Raw genomic sequence first — 16,319 nt, 5'->3', positions numbered from 1 at the left:
ACCCAGATGATGCAACATTTGAGTACAAAGAAGAAGTAGATACATCTACACCAGGAGATAGACCAGTTACAGTAGTTGTAAAAGATAAAGATGGAAAAGTGTTAGTTGAAGTTCCATCTACAGTTCGTGTAGTTGAAAGTTATCCTAAATATGTCCCAGTAGATCCAGCTAAGAAACAGCCAGATCCAAAAGAAAACATTAATCCAAATGATTTCCCAACTGGAACAACATTTGAATATAAAGATAACACTCCAGTAGATACAACAACACCAGGTGAGAAACCTGTAACAGTTGTAGCGAAGTTGAATGGACAACCAATTACAGAAATTCCAGCGACGATTGTAGTAGTAGAATCTAAGACACAATATGTCCCTGTGAATGCTGAAAATGATAAGAAACCAAAACCACAAGATAGCATCACTCCAGATGATTATCCAGAAGGTTCAACATTTGAATACAAGACTCCAGAAGGACAAACAACTCCATATGATGGAACAACACCGGGTGAAAAAGATGTTACTGTAGTCGTGAAAGATCCAGATGGAGATACTATTGTAGAAGTACCAGCGAAAATTAAGGTTGTTCAAGGTAAAGAACAATTAACTCCAGTAAATGCTGAAGATAAAGATAAACCTAAAGCTGAAGATAGTATCACACCAAGTGATTATCCAGAAGGTTCAACATTCGAATACAAAGTTCCAGAAGGACAAACAACTCCATATGATGGAACAACTCCAGGGGATAAACCAGTTACAGTAGTTGTAAAAGATAAAGATGGAAAAGTGTTAGTAGAAGTACCAGCAACCATAAAAGTTGTGGAATCAAAACCAACACCGATTGAAACACCAGTAACAAACACTCCTTTGACTGAAGACGATTATACAAAAGGCATTAAAATCCCAGATGGTGGTAAAATTACTAAGGTTGAGAATATTCCAGACTTAACAACACCAGGTGAAAAAACTCCAGTAAAAGTAACGATTACATTACCAAATGGTAAATCTTATACTGTGGATGTTCCGGTAACAGTAACACCAGTTAAGGAAATTGAGACACCAGTTACAACAGATAAATTGACTCCAGAGGATATCTTGAAACAAATTAAAGTACCAGAAGGAGCAACAGCTAAGGTCGGAGACTTACCAGATTTAACAACGCCAGGTAAGAAAGATCCAGTGAAGGTAACAATCACATTGCCAAATGGCAAAGTGGTTACGGTAGAAGTTCCAGTAAATGTAACACCAATTACACCAATTGAAACACCAGTAACAAAAGACAAATTGACTCCAGAAGATATCTTAAAACAAATTAAAGTACCAGAAGGAGCAACAGTTAAAGTAGGAAGCATTCCAGAGTTAACAACACCAGGTAAGAAAGATCCAGTAAAAGTAACGATTACATTACCGAATGGAAAAGTTGTTACAGTAGAAGTACCAGTGAATGTAACACCTATTAAAGATATTGTTAAAAAACAAGGTGATCCAATTACTGAAGAGGATGTTGAAAATCATATTCCAAAAGGAGCAAAAGTTATCTCAATTGGAGATAAACCAACAACGGATGTACCAGGAGAAAGACCAAGTATTCCAGTTGTGATTGAATTACCAAATGGAATTCGAGTGACTGTAAATATACCTGTAATCGTAACTCCAAAAGTAACTCCTGTAGTAGTTCAAGTAGGAACACCAGTTACACCAGAAGATGTTGAGAAACATATTGAATTACCAAAAGGATGGAAAGTAACAAAAGTAGGAGAAATTCCAACAACTGAAACACCTGGAGCAAAACCAGTAGTACCAGTTGAAGTAGAATTACCAGATGGACGTAAGATTACAGTAGATGTACCGGTAATCGTAACACCAACTGTAAGACAAATAGTAGTACCACAAGGAACACCAATTACACCAGATGACGTAATAAACCACATTGATTTACCAAAAGAACCGGGATGGGAAATAGTAGAAGTAGGAGAAATCCCAACAACAATCCCAGCAGGAGTTAAGCCAAGTGTTAAAGTTAAGGTTAAAGTACCAAGTGGTGAAATTATTGAAGTAGATGTACCTGTATTAGTTACTCCTAAAGCTAGACCAATAGTAGTCGAAGTAGGAACACCAATAACTAAAGAGGATGTTATTAAACAAATCGATTTACCAGAAGGATGGGAAATAGTAGAAGTAGGAGAAATTCCAACAACTGCAACATCAGGACAAAAACCAAGTGTTAAAGTTAAGGTTAAATTACCAACTGGAGAAGTTATTGAAATTGAAGTACCAGTAACGGTAACACCAAAAGGAGTTCCAGCACCACGTCCGGAAATCCCAACAACGCCTTCAACTCATACTAATGTAACTAGTACGATTAAAACTGAAAATCCAAAAGAACCTGTAGCAAAAGATGCTGCTAAAGTATTACCAAATACTGGTATTAATGATAGTAGCTCACCTCTTGCAGGCTTAGGATTAGCAATTTTAGGATTAGTTGGACTAAGAAGAAGACGTAAACAAAAATAATAATAAAAAGAGAAGCGATTTGCTTCTCTTTTTATATATATTGAGATTGATAATGAAAATCTCGAGGGAAGAAAGAGTTTAGAAGGAAATAAAAAACAGACTCTAAACCAATGTTAATGTTTAGAGTCTGTTTTATGTTTATTTAGGTTTTTTCGAAATTAATGCTGAAAAGTCTAAATCATCGTATTTACTTTTGTTTAGATCTGTTAAAGAATCGAAATCTGTATCAGGAAATAGTGGATCAAAATCGTCAAATTCAATATTAGAGGTGTTAGTGTTTGAGGGGTTCTCAAAAGTAGATTTATTTGAATTAATTGTTTCAAAATAGGTATTATTATCCGCAACATTAAAAATTTTGTTAAGTTCTATCTGTTCACTATAACTAGGAGCTGAATGATTATCATCATAATTATACTCGATGGAAACTTCTCCAAAATTAGAGTTTGATGTACCTTTTTGATTGTAAAATAATACACCATATTCTTCTAAAAGTTCTTCTTCTGTATAATTTTTTAGAGGATCTTCTATAGGGGATATAGTACTTTCGTAGATTTTTTTCACTAGATTTTCATCTGTTTGAATTTTATTGTCTTTAATATCCCAAGAAGAAATAAGTCTATAAATTATATCTAGTTGCTCACTAGAAAGAAGGTGAAGTTTTGATTTGATTTTATTTAGTTTATCCATAGTATTATACTGCTTCTCTATTTTCTTTTAAGTAATTTATGTAGTCATTTCCCCAGATTTCTAATTCATTAAGTACTGATTGGAATTTTTTTCCAATATCTGTCAGACTGTATTCAACTTTAGGCGGAATTTGAGCATAGACTTTGCGATTTATAAGTCCGTCATGTTCTAGTTGTTTTAATTGTTTTGTAAGCGTAGCTTGGGTAATTGTCCCTAGTGATCTTTGCAACTCGTTAAATCTAACACTTTTATCTTCAAGTAGATGAAGAATTAGTATAGTCCATTTACCAGACAATATTTTTTGAGTTGTAAAAAAAGGGCAATTTCCAAAAGGTTCTTGTTGTTCCATAAAAAAATCTCCTTAAAATTTCATTGATATTATACAATTCTATCGTAAAAGATACTTACTATTATAAAAAAACGTACTTGTTATTTTTTTGGCTAATATTATAATAATATATATAATAATTATAAAACAAATAATAAAGTTTAGCAATAGCTAAAAAAACGGAGGACATAATAATGACAGAAGCGGAAAATTTATATCAAAATAGAAGAAGTGTATATGCGTTAGGTAAAAATTTACCAGTATCTGAACAAGAAGTGTTAGAAATTATTGATAATGCTGTTAAATATTCACCAAGTGCATTTAACTCACAAACTGCTCATGCAGTAGTATTATTGGGTGAAAACCACCAAAAACTTTGGGATATTACTTTTGGAGAATTAGAAAAATTCTTAAAAAATGAAGAAGCTAAAGCAACTACAAAAGGTAAAATTGATAGTTTTGCTGCGGCTTATGGGACAATTTTATTCTTTGAAGATCATAATGTAGTAAAAGGACTTCAGGAACAATTCCCATCATATGCTGATAATTTCCCAATTTGGTCAGAACAATCAACTGGAATTGCATCATTTGCAGTTTGGAATGCATTAGCAGAGGCTGGAGTTGGAGCTAATATTCAACACTATAACCCAGTAATTGATGAAAAAGTTGCTGCTGAATGGGATATTCCAGCGAACTTAGTACTACGTGCTCAAATGCCGTTTGGTGAAAAACTACAAGAAGCTGCACCAATTGAAAGAACTTCAAGAGTAAGGGTAGTAAAATAAGATTAGATTTAACGATGGATTATATGAGTTATAAAAATGGGGCTGATCAAAAAGTCCTAGATTTTTAAAAAGTTTACATGATAACTCATAGAAGCAGTGATTTATTGATATCTAAATTCGCTTTATAAAAAAGCTTTTTATATATTTAATAAACTATTCGGGAGTGACTCGACAAAATCGATTTCTACGAAATCACGATTTTTGAGTCACTCCTGTTTTTTTACGTTATTAATTAGATTGTTAGTTGTTGGAATATACTGGTAAATATGGTATTATAGTAGTTGGTAAATAAATTTGAAAATTTAGAAGGTTTAACAATGTTAAAAATAGTTATAAGAGATTTAGAAGATACTAAACGTTTAGCGAAAATTGTTAGTGAAGGTATAGAAAATAGATTAGTTCTTTTGTTAAATGGAGATTTAGCAGCCGGGAAAACTACTTTTACGAAATATTTAGCTGAATATTTAGGTGTAAAAAGCGTGGTTAATTCACCAACTTTTAATATAATGAAAGAATATAAATATCCTAATGGAAAGTTGTATCATATTGATGCTTATCGTTTGGAAGATAGTGATGAAGATTTAGGGTTTGAAGATATTTTCTTCGAAGATAATGTTAGTGTTATCGAATGGGGCGAATTTATTGAAGAGTATTTACCAAATGAAAGATTAATTTTCAATATTCGCTTAGTAGATGATTACAGAGAAGTTGAAATAATTTCTAGTGGGGAATATAAAAAAATTGAAGAAAGGATTCGTGAAAATTGGTAAGTTTAACAGTAGAAGCTTCGAATGGAGTATGCTCAATCGCATGCTTTGAAAATAGGATTGTATTAGCTGAGAAAAACTTTGTATGTAGTAATAATTTATCAGCTGTTATTTTAGAGGAAATTGATAATTGTTTAAAAGAAGCTAATAAGAAAAAAACGGATTTAACTGAAATTATATCAAGTGAAGGACCAGGTTCATACACAGCGATTCGTGTAGTCGCAGCAGTATGTAAAACTTTAGCTTATTCGTTAAAGATTAAACTGAAAAAAGTGTCATCATTAAAATTACAGGCGTTATTAGAATTTGATAGTAATAAGTTATTAGTACCTTTTATTGATGCACGTCGTTCTAATGTTTTTGGAGCAGTGTATAAAAATGAAGATGGCAAATTAGTAGAAGTGTTTGAAGAAGGATATTATTCACTGGAGGAAATTAACAACTTTTTATCTTTACAGGACGAAGAATATGTGTACATTAGTAAGGATATAGCTAAATTGAACGACTATCTTCTTGATGGATCAAAAAATGAGGAAATGGTTAGAGCGGCTAATATTGTAAAAATATATGATTCTTTAGAAGAAATTGATTGTTATAATATGAAACCACAATATTTAAGAAAAACTGAAGCAGAAAGGGAACTCGAAAATGATAAAAATAAATAAAGTAGATGTTAATGATTTAGATGTATTATCAAGAATTGATATAGATAATTTTGAAGATGCGTGGACGAAAGAAATGTTTAAATCTGAGTTGGAACATGAAAACGCAGAATATTATGGATTATTTAATGATGGTGAAATTATTGGATTCTGTGGTGGTTGGCTTGTGGCTGATGAATATCAAGTTAATAAAATAGTTATAGATAAACCTCATCAAAATAAGAAATTAGGTCAAATTTTCTTCACTTATGTTATGCAATTATTAAAATTAAAAGGTGTTAAAAAGGCTATTGTAGAAGTGCGTGTTAGTAACATGCCTGCGATAACTGTTTATGAAAAATCTGGATTCACAACAGTCGATATGAGAAAAAATTATTATAAAAATAATGGGGAAAATGCTTTTGTAATGGTAAGGGATTTTAGTAATGAAAGAATGTAAAAATATAGAAAATGTAACTATCTTAGCTATAGAAACAAGTTGTGATGAAACTAGTGTAGCTGTTGTGAAAAATGGTAAAGAAGTACTGTCGAATATTGTAAGTAGTCAAATTGAAACTCATAAGCAATTTGGTGGAGTGGTACCTGAAATAGCAAGTAGACAACATATAGAAGTAGTAATGCAAATTGTTGAAGAAGCTTTGGAAGAAGCCACTATTACTTTAAACGATATAGATGCAATTTGTGTAACGCAAGGACCGGGATTAATCGGTTCATTACTAGTTGGTGTTAATGTGGCGAAAACATTAAGCTATGCTTTAGATAAACCTTTAATAGGTGCACATCATATTGCAGGACATATTTACGCTAGTAATATAGACAATGATATAGTTTATCCATCGTTAGCTCTTGTTGTTAGTGGGGGGCATACAGAACTTGTTTATTTGAAAGATGAGCTTGAATTTGAAATAATCGGTTCTACTCATGATGATGCTGTTGGTGAGGCTTATGACAAGGTAGCTAGACAGTTAAATCTTGAGTATCCTGGTGGTCCTAAAGTAGACAAACTAGCTAAGTTGGGTGAAGATAAGTATAAATTTCCTCGTGCAATGATTGATAGTGACGATTATAACTTTAGTTTTTCAGGTATGAAGTCAGCGGTAATCAATTTTGTTCATAACGCAAAACAACGTGGTGAAGAAATCGTACCTGAAGATTTAGCTTGTAGCTTCCAAACTGCGGTAGTGGAAGTTTTAATTGCTAAAACTAAGAAAGCTATTGTTAATTTAGGCGTAAAACAATTGATATTAGCGGGTGGAGTGGCAGGAAATAGCGAACTTCGTAAACAAGTCCTAGAACTAGAACAGCAATTAGGAGTAGAAGTACTTATTCCGAAAATGAGCTATTGTAGCGATAATGCAGCTATGATGGGAGCAGTAGGATACTATTATTATAAAAATAATATTTTTTCTAATCCGTTAACGCTAAATGCGAAGTCAACATTAGACTTAGAAGAAGTTAGAGGATAAGTATTAGAAGGGGACTGACTCGACAAAATTGATTTTTTTAAAATCATGATTTTGAGTCACTCCTTTTTTATGACTATTTGGTGAATTATGAAAAGACAACTTGATGAATTATTAGATGCAGACTTACAAAAAATTAATCATATTTCTGAAAATAAGCATTATGCAGGATTTTCTAAAAAGTTTAATAAAGAAGTTTTTGTTAAGATTTTTAAAGATTCGTTAAAATATAATTTAGAGTATGAAGTATTAAAAGAACAGGGGACTTTATTATTAAATCTACAAGAGTATAATGCTTTTGTCTTAGAGTATGAAGACTATATACCGATAACACGAGAAACTATGGCTGATGATGATATAATTAAAGCTGCAAAGTTAATTGCTAAATTTCATAAAGATAATTGGCTGATGATAAAAAATGAAAAAGAAGTATCTCTAGAAAAAGTGTTAGAGAAAAATGTTACAAGAATAGCTGATAGAAGAGAATATGAAAAGGTATGTGAGATTAACTCGAAATTATTAAAAAATATAAAAGTGTTAGAAGCGGAATATGAAGAAACGTTAGTATTAATCCATGGTGATTTTGGTCTGAGAAATATTATGAGAAAAGATGATAGATTAGTATTAATAGATTTTGAGAGAGTGAAGTATGCTAGTTATTATTTGGACTTTATAAAATATTTTTATCAGGATTTGAACAATGATAAAAGTAAAATAGAATTGTTTTTAGAACATTATTATGCACATTCTTTTGAGAAACTAATTTCTAAAGAATTAGAAATTAGTTTAGTATTTATATCTTCATTAGGTATATTAAATTATACAAAACGTGTCAACGATAAGGAGTTTGAGCGTTTAGGTTTAAGAATGCTAGCTGATGTAGATGATTATTTTAGAAATAATTGAAAGAATAGGTAATACTTTTGTAAAAAGTGCTATTGATTTTATTTGACCATTATTTGTGTTAAAATATAGTATAATCATAATTAGGAGGCGATGTTATGGCGAATATTTATTTAGATTATGCAGCTACATCAAAAAAACATTTTGATATTATAGAAAAGAATATGAATGTAATAAGAGAAATCTATGCTAATCCAAGTAGTAGCCATACTCTAGGTAAGAAAAATTCGAAATTAGTTAGAGAAGGGCGAGAGAGTATAGCTAGTGCCCTTAATGCAAAGCCTGAAGAAATAATATTTAACTCTGGTGGAACTGAGAGCAATAATACAGTATTTAATCATGTATTAAATCGATTTGAAGCAGGAGAGATAATAATTTCTTCTATTGAGCATCCTTCGGTTAAAGCTAGTGCTAAAAGATTAGAAAATTTTGGATTTATCGTACATGAGTTATCAGTAGATGAAAGTGGAACTATAAATCTAGAAGAATTAAAGGAAAAGATTAATTCTAATACGGTGTTAATTTCAATAATGCTAGCTAATAATGAAACTGGAGTATTAAATCCTCTAAAAGAAGTTTCAAATCTTATAGCTGGTAAAAATATATTATTACACAGTGATGTTGTTCAAGCTTTAGGAAAAGTAGAAATAAATGTTAGAGAATTAGGTCTTGATTTTGCCTCTGCCTCTGCTCATAAGATTGGTTCACTTAATAATTTCGGATTTCTATATGCAAAAGACGGGGACGTTGAACCACTTCTTTTAGGTGGTGGGCAAGAAAACGGTCTTCGTTCAGGTACAACTGACTTGTTAGGAATGTTGGTACTTTGTGACTGTTTAACTGAAACATTGGCATCTATACCAAGTCTTCGTGAGTTGAAAAATTATTTTATTGACAGACTTGAAAAGAGTGATATTGAATTTGAGGTGAATGGATCTATAGAAAATTCATTACCTAATATCTTAAATGTTTATTTTAAAAATATTGAAGCACAAAGACTTATAACGTATTTGGATGCACAGTCTATTTATATATCTGGAGGTTCTGCTTGTAGTTCTGGTAATATAAAAGGTAGTCGCATAATTAAGGAAATGTATGATATTGAACGTGCAGCACATTCTGTAAGAATAAGTGTAGGCTTCGATATTAATAAAGAATTAATAGATGAAGTTATAACTAAAATTGTAACTTTAGAGAACAGAATAAAAGAAAGGAACTTATAATGAATAGCAACAAAAAAGTAGTAGTTGGAATGAGCGGTGGAGTAGATTCATCTGTAACAGCATATCTTTTAAAACAACAAGGATATGCTGTTATTGGAGTGTTTATGAAAAACTGGGAAGAAAAAGATGATAGAGGGGTTTGTGTTGCTGAGAAGGATTATGAGGATGTTATAAAAGTATGTGAACAACTAGATATTCCTTATTATTCTATTAACTTTGAAAAAGAATACTGGGATAAAGTATTTACGTACTTTTTAGATGAATATAAAAAAGGACGTACACCTAACCCTGATATTATGTGTAATAAGGAAATTAAATTTAAAGTATTCCTAGAATATGCAGAGGACTTAGGTGCTGATTATGTGGCTACTGGTCACTATGCTCGAGTTAAGGATATTGATGGAGAACGTTTGATGTTACGTGGTGTAGATAACAATAAAGACCAAACTTACTTCTTATCTCAATTAAAACAACATCAAATTAAAAATATTTTATTCCCGGTAGGAGAACTTGAGAAAAAAGATGTTCGTAAGATTGCTGAAGAAGCGGGTCTTGCTACAGCGAAGAAAAAAGACTCAACGGGTATTTGTTTCATCGGTGAGAAAAACTTTAGAGAATTCTTATCACAATACTTACCAGCTCAAGGTGGAAAGATGATTGATTTAGATGGTAATGTTCGTGGGGAGCATGTTGGACTTATGCATTATACAATTGGTCAACGTCATGGTTTAGGTATCGGAGGAACTAAAGATACTGAAGGTGAAGCTTGGTTTGCATGTGGTAAAGACCTTGAAAATAATGTACTATATGTTTGCCAAGGTTTCCATAATGAAAAACTTTACTCAGATAGTTTATTGGCAAGTTCACTATCATTTACAACTAAAAATCCACAACCTAATAAATTCACATGTACTGCAAAATTCAGATATCGTCAACCAGATACTGAGGTAGAAGTAGAAGTATTAGAGGATAACAGAGTAAAAGTTATCTATAAAGAACCGGTTCGTGCGGTTACTCCAGGACAAGCGGTTGTTTTCTATGATGGAGATGTTTGTCTAGGTGGAGCAATTATCGATGAGGTCTATAAAGACGGAAATAAACTTCAACTATAATATTTAATAAAATCCTAAAAGTTAGAGAAAAATCTAATTTCTAGGATTTTTAATTCTTTAATTCTAAGCTAACTATAGTATATATTGAGCTAGTAATGTATCAAATCTACGAATATCTATATCTTTTTTTAGATTAATTTTTATTTTTCCAACTTTAGTCCAAAGTTCTACTTCTGCATTTAAGTCAAAGATTTTACCTGCATTTTCAGTTGACCACATTAATATCGAAGAATACGGTAAGGAATAGATTTCTACTTTTTTTCCTGTTAGTCCTTGGGCATCTTTTACAATAAATCTTTTATCTGTAAATACCGCAACGTCTCTTATTGTCGCAAATGCAGCAACTGGTTGTTCACCGTTTATTAATAAGTTTGCGATATCTTGCGGGATAGCAACTTCTCTGAAGAATGTCCAATTTAATAAATTCATTTCATTAGCCATAGTAAACTCTCCTATCTATTGTATATTATTTATTTTTATATTAGTATAGCATAAATTATAAATAATAAAAAGGTTAGGTTTTCGGTATTAATATATTAAATTTAGTGATATAATATTAGTACTAGGGGGGATAAATATGAATATTAATAAAGAAGAAATTGTTATGTTTTTTAAACAAAATATTAAATCTATTGTTTTAGCATTTTTTTGTAGTGTAGTTGTAATAGGAATAGGGCTCTATTACTTTAATCATAGTAAGACAGAAGACTATAATGAGATTAGTTTTTCAAATCATAAAAGCGATAGAATAGATAATGAAGAAAAAAATGATGATAAACAAGATGAAAAGATTTTTGTCGATGTTAAGGGTGCTGTGAAAAATCCTGGTGTGTTCGAAACTACAAAGGATAAGAGAATAAAGGATTTAATAGATGTAGCTGGTGGACTTTTAGACGATGCTGATACTTCTACTTTGAATTTAAGTCAAAAAGTAAAAGATCAAATGGTTATATATGTCCTTAAACATGGGGAAAAACCTAAACAAATGGTCGAGAATGGTACAACTAGTTCATCTAGCGGCGAAGTAATAAATATTAATACAGCTAATAAGGAGCAACTCATGAAAATCTCAGGGGTTGGTAAAACTAAGGCAGAGGCAATTATCGAACATAGAGAAAAAAATGGAGATTTTAAAAAGAAAGAAGATATAACAAAAGTACGAGGTATAGGTAAAGCTACTTTTGAAAAAATTAAAGATAAAATAGAGGTATAGTTATGCAGAGAATTAGTTGGGATGAGTACTTTATGGCTCAAAGTCACTTACTTTCACTTAGATCGACTTGTAGCAGATTATCTGTTGGGGCGACGATAGTTAAAGACAAAAGAATAGTTTCAGGTGGTTATAATGGTTCAATTAAAGGTGATGAACATTGTATAGATGTTGGTTGTAAAGTAGTAGATGGACATTGTGTTAGAACGATTCACGCTGAAATAAATGCTATTTTGCAGTGTTCTAAATTTGGAGTGGGAACTGAAGGTGCGACAATTTACGTTACACATTTTCCTTGTTTAAATTGTACAAAGTCTATAATTCAAGCAGGGATAAAAGAAATTTGCTATGCAAATGATTATAGAAATAATGAATATGCTCGAGAGTTATTAGAAAAATCAGGTGTAATCGTAAGAAAAATAGATTACGATGTAAACAATGTGATTGAAAGGTTATTAAATAATAAGTAATGTTTTACTTACAACTTTCTTTACTAGCATTAGGGGCGATATTATTAAATTTTAACGTAGTAATATCTATGCTATGTATTGTTATTTTTCTGCTGATAACTTGGAAAAATAAAAATCTTGATGCTAGGAAAACTATTATCTGTATAATGGTCTTCTTAGCGTTTTTTATTCGGGGAGCATATGAACAAAAAACTAATACTTCTTATTTAATAAATATCGAAAACAAAGATTTTGAGGTATTAGTTTCTGATAAGATTGATGTTAATGGTAATTATATGTCTGGAATTGGATATATTAATAACGAAAAAGTTTTGATTAATTATATAGTGAAAAATGAGGATGAAAAGAGGTTTTTTAGAGAAAAATTTTGGGGAGGAAAGCTAGTGGTAAATGCCACGATAGAAGATATCCCAAGTAAAACTAATTTTTACTCATTTGACTATAAGAAGTATAATGCGAATAGGGGTGTTTTCAAAAAAGTCACTATTAATGACTTATATGAAGTTAAAAATGTAGACTCATTTAGATTTAAATTACTAACATATAGAAATCTATTAAGTCTTAAGATAGATAGGGAACTTACTTTTGATAAAAGTGGATATTTTCAAGCTTTAATATTTGGAGATAAGAGTTATTTACAAAGGGATGATGTATCTGCCTTTAAAAATTTGGGAACAAGCCATTTACTAGCGATTTCTGGATTACATATTGGGGTGCTAATCTCTCTAATATATTTTATTTTATTAAAATTCAATATTAGTGTTAATATTATTGAAAAAATCATTCTTATTATCATTCCGATATACATATTACTTAGCGGAGCAAGTGCATCTGTTCTAAGGGCTGGATTTATGATTATATTATATATATTATTTAGAAGAAAGAATATTGATAAGTTGGACAGTCTTCTTCTTACATTGTTAGTGTTATTAATAGTCAATCCTATGTTTATTTTTAATATCGGATTTCAGCTTTCTTTCTTGATAACATTTAGCTTATTAATGTCAGGACGTTTTATAAAAGATTCTAAGAATAAAATTCAAGGGGCTTTTAGAATTAGTCTTATTTCTACTCTGGCAAGCTTTCCTATTTTATTGTATAATTTCGGTACAATAGTTTATATTTCGGTGTTTAGTAACATTGTACTAGTACCAGTTTTTAGTATTTTAATTTTCCCTTTGGTTTTAGTTAGTTATGTAATATTTTTAATAAGTAGTCAATGTTTTAATATATTTTGTAAACCACTTTTAAATTTTATCTTTAATTTATTTGATAGAATACAGGACCCCTTTTTATTAGCGTCTCCTATTCATATAGGGCAACAAAGTTTATTAATTATTGTTGTAATCTTTGTCCTTGTCATATTGATAATGGTACAGTTGAATAGTTTTAAGTATATTAGAGCTTCTGTAAGTGGATTTTTTATAATAATATTGTGTTTTGGAGTAAGTTATCTTCCACGAAATTATATTGAAAAACTTAAAATTGGAAAAGAGAATGTCTATTATATTAGAGCAAATCAAAGTAATATGTTAGTAAATACATCTAGTAATATAAAAAATTTTTACACTGATTACAGAAAAAAAGATAAAGAATATGATATAATGAATGAGTATAATTTACTTTTGAATTATGAAGGAAAGAATAAGTTTAATTATCTTCTCCTTACTTCAGCAAAAAAAGGAAAAAGTGAATATTCAAAAGATTTATTGGCAAATGGACTAATTAAAAAGGTTATAGTAGTTGATAGTATAAATAGGAAGTTAATAGAGTTAAGAAATATAGCTGAGTTTAAGAAGGTAGACTACATAATTTTAAAAGAAGGAACAGAGATTAAACTAGGAATGACTACTGTATATTATTTTGCAGGTAAAGTAAAAATAAAAAATCAAAGTTCAGAATTTGAGATAGAGGTAGATAATTGATGAAAAATATCTATGTGATATATGGAGAAAATTTTGAGGCTATTAATGATTATGAAAAAAATATAGCTAAGAATTATTTGAAAGAGATTGATGAATTTAATTATATAAAAATTAATATGCAAGAAAATACTCTTGAAACATTAGTATATGAATGTCGTAGTAGCGGTTTATTTGGTAATGAAAAGGTAGTTGTTGCAGAAAATTGTAATTTTTTACTTTCGAAACCTAAAAAAATAAAAGTAGAACATAATATTGATACTTTGAGTAATTATATAGATAATATTAGTAAAGAAGTTGTACTAATCTTAAAGATAGTAGATAAGATTGATAGTAGGAAGAAAATAGTAAAGAAAATAAAGGAAGTAGGAGAAGTTAAAGAATTTTCTAATTTTAATGAAAAAGAAATCGCAAGCTATATAGTAAAAACTGTTGTTGATTCTAATATGAAGATTTCGAAAGATGATGCTGAATTTCTAGTGAATTATACTCGGTTAGATTTCGCAAATATAAAAAAAGAATTAGAAAAACTGCTGCTTTATTGTGAAGATAAGAGAATTATTACAAGAACAGACATAGAACTATTAGCTACACGTAGTTTAGAATATGATGTTTTTAGTATTACTAATGAACTATTTGGAAAAAATTATTCTAAATTAAGAGAAGTTTATAACTCGTTAGTTCTTAAGAAAGAAGAACCGATATTTTTACTTTCATTAATTAGTGGACAATTAAGAGTTTATTATAAAGTAAAAGTATTGTTAAATGAACATTACTCGCAAAAAGATATAGCAAAAGAATTAGGTGTTCATCCATATAGAGTGCAATTAGCAGTACAGGGAATTAGAAATTATAGTGTTGAAAAAATAATGAAAACTCTTATTCTAGCAGCAGATTATGATAAATTATTGAAATCATCATATATAGATAAGTACATCGTACTAGATTTGTTTATTAATAAACTAATTGAGGAATTAAAATAATATATTTAGATAAATTATAGAAAGATTGTTTGAATGCATTTCAGACAATCTTATTTTTAATCTAAGAATTGAATAGTATTCTCGTAAAATATTCTAAAAAAAACGAAAAATTCAGACAAATTAGTTTGTTGAGAATAAATATAATGTTATAATAGTACTATAAAAATAGAATTATTTGATATTATGAGGTATGACTTGATGAAGAAAATAGAAACTAAATTAGCTCAATTAGGAAATAGAAATGATAATGTGACTGGAGCGATTGTGACACCGATTTATTTATCTACAGCTTATGCTCATCCTGGTCTAGGAGAGAGCACTGGATATGACTACACAAGAACAAAAAACCCGACTCGTACTATTTTAGAGGAAGGTTTATGTGAACTTGAAGAAGGGTGTCGTGCCATAGCGACTAGCTCAGGGATGAGTGCCATTCAATTAGTATTTGAATTATTTGAATTAAACAGTGAATTTCTAGTTTCTAGGGATTTATATGGAGGCAGCTTTAGATATTTTGATGAACTTGAACGCAAGGGTGCTCAGAAATTTGTATATTTCATAGATGAAAAAGATCTAGAAGATAAGATTACAGATAATACAAAAGCTGTATTTATAGAAACGCCAACAAATCCTCTGATGCAAGAAGTTGACATAGCGAAGGTTGCACAGATTTCAAAATCAAAAAATGCGTTGTTAATAGTCGACAATACATTATTAACACCATTAAGACAAAAACCATTAGTTTTGGGGGCTGATATCGTTGTTCATTCAGCAACTAAATATTTAACAGGTCACAACGATATACTTGCTGGTGCTGTGATTACAAACGATGAACAAATTGGAGAAAGATTAGCGTGGATTTCTAATACAACTGGAGCTGTTTTATCATCATTTGATAGCTGGTTATTTATAAGAAGTTTAAAAACTTTACCTCTTCGTTTTAACCAACAAGAGAAAAATGCGATGAAGTTAGCGGAAGAATTGGAAAAACATCCAAATGTCAAAGAGGTATTATATCCTAACAGAGGGGCTATGCTTAGTTTTAAATTATATGATGCTTCTAAGATTGATCAGTTCTTGCGTTCTTTAAAAGTGGCGACTTTTGCAGAAAGTCTAGGAGGGATTGAAACATTAGTAACTTATCCTACCACTCAAACACACTTTGATATACCAGAAGAGTTACGTTTATCATACGGATTAACGCCGGATTTATTAAGAGTTTCAGTGGGTGTAGAAAATGTTGAAGATTTACTGGAAGATTTTTTACAAGCGTTAGAAGTATAGGAGGGGGAAT

The 16,319-nt window shown here is 30.4% G+C and carries 17 protein-coding genes; 14 read left to right on the top strand and 3 right to left on the bottom strand.

From position 1 onward, the window contains the following. Positions 1-2,510: Rib/alpha-like domain-containing protein (locus RWQ73_RS04670; protein ID WP_314406918.1), on the top strand; the 2,510-nt coding region annotated here is incomplete at its 5' end. A 138-nt stretch (positions 2,511-2,648) separates the two neighbouring features. On the opposite strand, the gene RWQ73_RS04665 is transcribed toward RWQ73_RS04670, so the two are convergent. Continuing rightward, the gene (locus RWQ73_RS04665) at positions 2,649-3,197 is read right to left on the bottom strand and encodes a hypothetical protein (protein ID WP_314406916.1); all 549 of its coding nucleotides are present in this window, start codon (positions 3,195-3,197) and stop codon (positions 2,649-2,651) included. A gap of 4 nt (positions 3,198-3,201) precedes the next feature. Then, complete coding sequence (locus tag RWQ73_RS04660; RefSeq protein WP_314406915.1) at positions 3,202-3,546, bottom strand: helix-turn-helix domain-containing protein; 345 nt, start codon at positions 3,544-3,546, stop codon at positions 3,202-3,204. Positions 3,547-3,719: 173 nt separating this feature from the next. Here RWQ73_RS04660 and RWQ73_RS04655 point away from each other — a divergent pair, with 173 nt between their 5' ends. From RWQ73_RS04655 to mnmA, 8 genes are all read left to right on the top strand, one after another. Continuing rightward, a complete protein-coding gene (locus RWQ73_RS04655) occupies positions 3,720-4,310 on the top strand; it encodes a nitroreductase family protein (RefSeq protein WP_314406914.1) in 591 nt (196 codons plus the stop codon). A gap of 317 nt (positions 4,311-4,627) precedes the next feature. Beyond that, positions 4,628-5,080 (top strand): tRNA (adenosine(37)-N6)-threonylcarbamoyltransferase complex ATPase subunit type 1 TsaE, encoded by a 453-nt coding sequence (gene tsaE / locus RWQ73_RS04650; protein WP_314406912.1) that lies wholly within the window; start codon positions 4,628-4,630, stop codon positions 5,078-5,080. Beyond that, a complete protein-coding gene (gene tsaB, locus RWQ73_RS04645; RefSeq protein ID WP_314406911.1) occupies positions 5,074-5,742 on the top strand; it encodes a tRNA (adenosine(37)-N6)-threonylcarbamoyltransferase complex dimerization subunit type 1 TsaB in 669 nt (222 codons plus the stop codon). Before tsaE ends, tsaB begins: the two co-directional genes overlap by 7 nt. Beyond that, complete coding sequence (gene rimI, locus RWQ73_RS04640) at positions 5,726-6,178, top strand: ribosomal protein S18-alanine N-acetyltransferase (protein WP_314406910.1); 453 nt, start codon at positions 5,726-5,728, stop codon at positions 6,176-6,178. The genes tsaB and rimI overlap by 17 nt, the downstream gene beginning before the upstream one ends. Further along, on the top strand, positions 6,165-7,205 hold the full coding sequence (tsaD, locus tag RWQ73_RS04635) for a tRNA (adenosine(37)-N6)-threonylcarbamoyltransferase complex transferase subunit TsaD (protein ID WP_314406908.1): 1,041 nt from the start codon (positions 6,165-6,167) through the stop codon (positions 7,203-7,205). Before rimI ends, tsaD begins: the two co-directional genes overlap by 14 nt. Positions 7,206-7,292: 87 nt before the next feature. Continuing rightward, positions 7,293-8,108: a phosphotransferase gene (locus tag RWQ73_RS04630; RefSeq protein WP_314406907.1), complete on the top strand. Its 816-nt coding sequence runs from the start codon at positions 7,293-7,295 to the stop codon at positions 8,106-8,108. A 95-nt stretch (positions 8,109-8,203) separates the two neighbouring features. Further along, positions 8,204-9,328, top strand: coding sequence for a cysteine desulfurase family protein (locus tag RWQ73_RS04625; RefSeq protein WP_314406905.1), 1,125 nt, complete (start codon positions 8,204-8,206; stop codon positions 9,326-9,328). After that, positions 9,328-10,440, top strand: coding sequence for a tRNA 2-thiouridine(34) synthase MnmA (gene mnmA, locus RWQ73_RS04620; protein ID WP_314406903.1), 1,113 nt, complete (start codon positions 9,328-9,330; stop codon positions 10,438-10,440). Before RWQ73_RS04625 ends, mnmA begins: the two co-directional genes overlap by 1 nt. A gap of 72 nt (positions 10,441-10,512) precedes the next feature. Here mnmA and RWQ73_RS04615 read toward each other — a convergent pair whose 3' ends face one another. Continuing rightward, positions 10,513-10,881, bottom strand: coding sequence for a PH domain-containing protein (locus RWQ73_RS04615; RefSeq protein WP_314406901.1), 369 nt, complete (start codon positions 10,879-10,881; stop codon positions 10,513-10,515). A 136-nt stretch (positions 10,882-11,017) separates the two neighbouring features. Here RWQ73_RS04615 and RWQ73_RS04610 point away from each other — a divergent pair, with 136 nt between their 5' ends. The 5 genes from RWQ73_RS04610 (at position 11,018) to RWQ73_RS04590 (ending at position 16,309) form a co-directional block, all read left to right on the top strand. Beyond that, positions 11,018-11,653, top strand: coding sequence for a helix-hairpin-helix domain-containing protein (locus RWQ73_RS04610; protein WP_314406899.1), 636 nt, complete (start codon positions 11,018-11,020; stop codon positions 11,651-11,653). A gap of 2 nt (positions 11,654-11,655) precedes the next feature. Beyond that, on the top strand, positions 11,656-12,120 hold the full coding sequence (locus tag RWQ73_RS04605) for a ComE operon protein 2 (protein ID WP_314406897.1): 465 nt from the start codon (positions 11,656-11,658) through the stop codon (positions 12,118-12,120). Continuing rightward, positions 12,120-14,045, top strand: coding sequence for a ComEC/Rec2 family competence protein (locus tag RWQ73_RS04600; protein WP_314406896.1), 1,926 nt, complete (start codon positions 12,120-12,122; stop codon positions 14,043-14,045). The genes RWQ73_RS04605 and RWQ73_RS04600 overlap by 1 nt, the downstream gene beginning before the upstream one ends. After that, complete coding sequence (gene holA / locus RWQ73_RS04595; protein WP_314406894.1) at positions 14,045-15,025, top strand: DNA polymerase III subunit delta; 981 nt, start codon at positions 14,045-14,047, stop codon at positions 15,023-15,025. The genes RWQ73_RS04600 and holA overlap by 1 nt, the downstream gene beginning before the upstream one ends. A 198-nt stretch (positions 15,026-15,223) precedes the next feature. Further along, a complete protein-coding gene (locus RWQ73_RS04590; protein ID WP_314406892.1) occupies positions 15,224-16,309 on the top strand; it encodes an aminotransferase class I/II-fold pyridoxal phosphate-dependent enzyme in 1,086 nt (361 codons plus the stop codon). Positions 16,310-16,319 lie beyond the last annotated feature (10 nt).

Source organism: uncultured Gemella sp. (assembly GCF_963525875.1).
Classification (GTDB): Bacteria; Bacillota; Bacilli; order Staphylococcales; family Gemellaceae; genus Gemella.
Note: the sequence above shows the minus strand (reverse complement) of the source record. Positions and strands in the feature narration are given on the sequence as shown.